This window comes from Desulfonatronospira sp. MSAO_Bac3, assembly GCF_003838035.1.
Lineage (GTDB): Bacteria > Desulfobacterota > Desulfovibrionia > Desulfovibrionales > Desulfonatronovibrionaceae > Desulfonatronospira > Desulfonatronospira thiodismutans.
The window spans coordinates 1-3,519 of sequence record NZ_QYZY01000119.1 but is presented as its reverse complement, the minus strand read 5'-3'; the positions used below and the strand labels follow the sequence as shown (position 1 = coordinate 3,519).

Annotated in this window: 6 protein-coding genes; 4 read left to right on the top strand and 2 right to left on the bottom strand. The window is 52.8% G+C overall.

Annotated elements, in window-relative coordinates; genetic code table 11:
- Window positions 1-257 precede the first annotated feature (257 nt).
- Both D5S03_RS04370 and rimI read left to right on the top strand, forming a co-directional pair.
- Window positions 258-710: an SRPBCC family protein gene (locus tag D5S03_RS04370; protein ID WP_008868649.1), complete on the top strand. Its 453-nt coding sequence runs from the start codon at window positions 258-260 to the stop codon at window positions 708-710.
- Window positions 711-714: 4 nt separating this feature from the next.
- Complete coding sequence (gene rimI, locus D5S03_RS04365; protein ID WP_287042790.1) at window positions 715-1,197, top strand: ribosomal protein S18-alanine N-acetyltransferase; 483 nt, start codon at window positions 715-717, stop codon at window positions 1,195-1,197.
- Window positions 1,198-1,431: 234 nt separating this feature from the next.
- Here rimI and D5S03_RS04360 read toward each other — a convergent pair whose 3' ends face one another.
- Both D5S03_RS04360 and D5S03_RS04355 read right to left on the bottom strand, forming a co-directional pair.
- Window positions 1,432-1,590: a hypothetical protein gene (locus tag D5S03_RS04360; RefSeq protein ID WP_153305055.1), complete on the bottom strand. Its 159-nt coding sequence runs from the start codon at window positions 1,588-1,590 to the stop codon at window positions 1,432-1,434.
- A 105-nt stretch (window positions 1,591-1,695) separates the two neighbouring features.
- Entirely contained in the window at window positions 1,696-1,854 is a 159-nt protein-coding gene (locus D5S03_RS04355) for a hypothetical protein (protein WP_008868647.1), read from the bottom strand.
- Window positions 1,855-1,999: 145 nt separating this feature from the next.
- On the opposite strand from D5S03_RS04355, the gene D5S03_RS04350 reads away from it, so the two are divergent.
- Both D5S03_RS04350 and D5S03_RS04345 read left to right on the top strand, forming a co-directional pair.
- Window positions 2,000-3,166, top strand: a complete 1,167-nt coding sequence (locus tag D5S03_RS04350) for an ATP-binding protein (protein WP_008868646.1) — start codon at window positions 2,000-2,002, stop codon at window positions 3,164-3,166.
- Window positions 3,084-3,413: a GNAT family N-acetyltransferase gene (locus D5S03_RS04345; RefSeq protein WP_287042789.1), complete on the top strand. Its 330-nt coding sequence runs from the start codon at window positions 3,084-3,086 to the stop codon at window positions 3,411-3,413. The genes D5S03_RS04350 and D5S03_RS04345 overlap by 83 nt, the downstream gene beginning before the upstream one ends.
- The last annotated feature ends 106 nt before the right edge of the window (window positions 3,414-3,519 follow it).

Below are 3,519 nucleotides of genomic sequence, written 5' to 3'. Positions count from 1 at the left end.
GACAGGCACTCCGGGACCCACTTGAGCATCATTTTGTGCTTAAAATATCTCATTTTTTGGGACAAGTGGGTCCCGGAAGAGCCAGTCCCCATGCCACATGCAAAGCGCTAAACAGATACAAATTTTATAAGTTTCGCTGTAGTGTTAACAATTAACTGATAACTATTAACTTTCCAGTATGGATTAATTATTGAAAATATCTCATCAAATGGTAAAGATCAACTTTTGATTCATGCCTGATCAAGGGGGGGGGATGGATGGTTTATCGCCTGCATTATACTCAAATTCTTCCGGTGGATGTCAACACCGCGTGGGATTTTTTTTCCCAACCGGCAAACCTTTGCCGTATTACGCCTGACTGGCTCTGCTTTGACATACGTTTTGCCCCGGATGAAAAAATGTACCCCGGGATGATCATTGAATACGTGATCCGGGCAGTGGCAGGCATTCCCATGCGCTGGTTAACTGAGATCACCCAGGTGCAGAAGCCGTATTTCTTCGTGGATGAGCAAAGACTTGGGCCTTACCGGTTCTGGCACCATCAGCATTTGCTCAAGGAAGCGCAGGGCGGGGTGGAGGTAACGGACCTGGTGCACTATTCCCTTTACCTGGGCCCTCTGGCATCGCCTCTGCATGTCCTGCTGGTCCGGCCCAGGCTGGAGGAAATATTTACGTTCAGACGAAAGGCTCTGACTGAAATCTTTGGTTGAACTTGTGGAACAGGAACTGTGTATAGTTTTCTTGAACCAGTCGCACATCCGGCAACTGCTGAAGCTGGAGGCGCAGTGTTTCACCCTGCCCTGGGATGAGACACAGTTCAGCCGGCTCATGACCGGGGAGCACTTCAAGGTGCTGGGGATGATGGAATGCGGTGAACTCAGGGGTTATCTTTCATTTCTGCATGTCCGGGACCAGGCTGAGATCATGAACCTGGCCGTGCATCCCGGAAAAAGACAAAAAGGGCTTGGCAAAAAGCTCATGAAGGCGCTTCTGGGCTACTGCCGCATACACGGGGTGCAGTGGATTTCCCTGGAAGTACGCATGTCCAATGTCCCGGCCATAAGCCTGTACCAGGGATTTGGTTTCAAAGAAGTGGGCAGGCGGGAGAAGTATTACACCGACACCGGTGAAGACGCCCTGGTGCTGCAGCTGGAACTGGCCCATGCCCTGAAGCTGCCTTTCAGTCAGAAAATCTAACTCGGGCTTTGCCCGCAACCCAATAAATAAAAGAGTTTTTTGACAGGATTGACAGGATTAAGAGCTTGATTAAGAGAAAAACATTTTTGTCCTGGCTCCCGGTTTAATGCCCTTGGGGCTTGCTCTGCGAGCAATTCACCCAGTTAAACAGACCTCTGGTCTACGGCATAGCCGTGTTTAACCGGGTAAAACGGGACAGGCGGAAGCCAGGCCAAAAGGTAATCACTCCAGCACTCACTTTTTTCCGGCACTCATGAAGAAGAAAGTGAGTGCTGGATGGTTAATGCAATCTGCGGCTTCCGGCTTGCCCTGTGAAATTCCGAAGGACAGCGCAGTTGATTTCACCGGGGCCGCTGATTGCTTATCCTGCTTGCCCCGTTGAATCTCTTCCATTCAACTGGGGTAATCCTGTCCAAGGCCTGCCACGCGTCCTGCCACGCTTCTTAGCGTGGTTCGCGTAGTTATTGTTTTTTGTGACAGCGTTTCAGGAGTAAGCCACTAAACCAGCAACCTGAAAATGCCCGAAGACCTCTGGTCCAGGTTGGTCAGTCCGAGTTTGCGGGCTTTTTTATTCAGGGTCTCCACCTGGTTGCCGCTGACCCGGCCCAGGAGTTCCGGATAGTTATGGGCAATGCCGGCCGGACGGTACTGACCCATGATGTATAAAGAGGAGGGGCATATAAATGGAAACAGCAAAATTGTTTGAGCGGCAGCTCTCAAGTTCCAGCCAATCTATGCTATTCTTTGTTGCCAGCTATATATCTTTCAAAATGGAACTGGTTTTTCCTTAAAAGAAGTAAAAATGGAAAATGTACCTCGTTTTTTCCGCGAGCCTCAATACGGGTTTTTTCTGTTCGGGCCGAGAGGAACCGGCAAATCCACATGGCTGGAGCAGACCATGGAGAATGCCGTATGGATCGATCTGCTCGATCCTGAGGCGCAGCGTCTGTACAGGGCACGGCCCGAGCGGTTGCATCAGGTGGTGGCTGGAAACCCGGCGGCCCGAGATGTGGTGATCGACGAGATCCAAAAGGCTCCAGCCCTGCTGGACGTGGTTCATGCCATGATTGAGTCGGACCGGCAACTGCGTTTCGTGCTGACTGGTTCCAGCGCTCGCAAATTGCGGCGGGGAGGGTTTAATCTTCTGGCTGGCCGTCTTATGGAAACATTCATGCACCCCTTTATGGCCGCGGAACTGGGTTCGGCCTTCAGCCTGGAGCACGCCCTGCGGTATGGAATGGTCCCCTTGGTGACGTCGGCCCCTGACCCCGCTGCGGTATTGCGGACTTATGCCTCGCTGTACCTGAACGAGGAAGTTCAGGCCGAGGCCCTGGTGCGAGACATAGGTGCCTTCTCCAGATTTCTGGAGGCCATCAGCTTTTCCCAGGGCAGCATTCTCAACCTGGCCCAGGTGGCCCGGGAATGCCAGGTGGGCCGTAAGACCGCGGAGGGCTACCTGGACATTCTGGAAGATCTGCTGCTGTGTTTCCGTTTGCCCGTGTTTACCCGGCGGGCCAAGCGCCATCTGGTCAGGCATGCAAAGTTCTATTTCTTTGACGTGGGCGTGTACCGCTCCTTGCGTCCTTCCGGCCCCCTGGATAGACCAGAGGAGATTGAAGGCCCTGCCCTGGAAGGACTCGTGGCCCAGAATCTGCGGGCATGGGCAACCTACCGGCAAACTCCGGCCCGTCTGTATTACTGGCGGACCAAGTCCGGCAGTGAAGTGGATTTTGTGATCTATGGTCCGGATACATTCTGGGCCGTGGAAGTCAAGAGATCAGGATCCATCCACAGCAAGGACCTGCGCTCTTTAAAGACTTTTTGCCAGGATTATCCGGAGGCCAGGGCCTGCCTGGCATACCTGGGCCGGGAGCGTCTGATGATCGATGGCATCTTGTGCATACCATGCCAGGAATTCCTGCTGGGTTTGGATCCGGCCCATCAGGGTCTGGCTGGCCCGGCCTATTAGGCTGTTTTCCGAACAACAAACTCGGCTGTGGTCTCGTCTTCTGGACTACTGCCGCATACACGGGGTGCAGTGGATTTCCCTGGAAGTACGCATGTCCAATGTCCCGGCCATAAGACTGTACCAGAGCTGCGGATTCAAGGAAGTGGGCAGGCGGGAGAAGTATTACACCGACACAGGTGAAGACGCCCTGGTGCTGCAGCTGGAACTGGCCCATGCCCTGAAGCTGCCTTTCAGTCAGAAAATCTAACTCGGGCTTTGCTCGCAACCCAATAAAGAAAAGAGCTTTTTTGACAGGATTAACAGGATTAAGAGATTGATTAAGAGAAAAACATTTTTGTCCTGGCTCCCGGTTT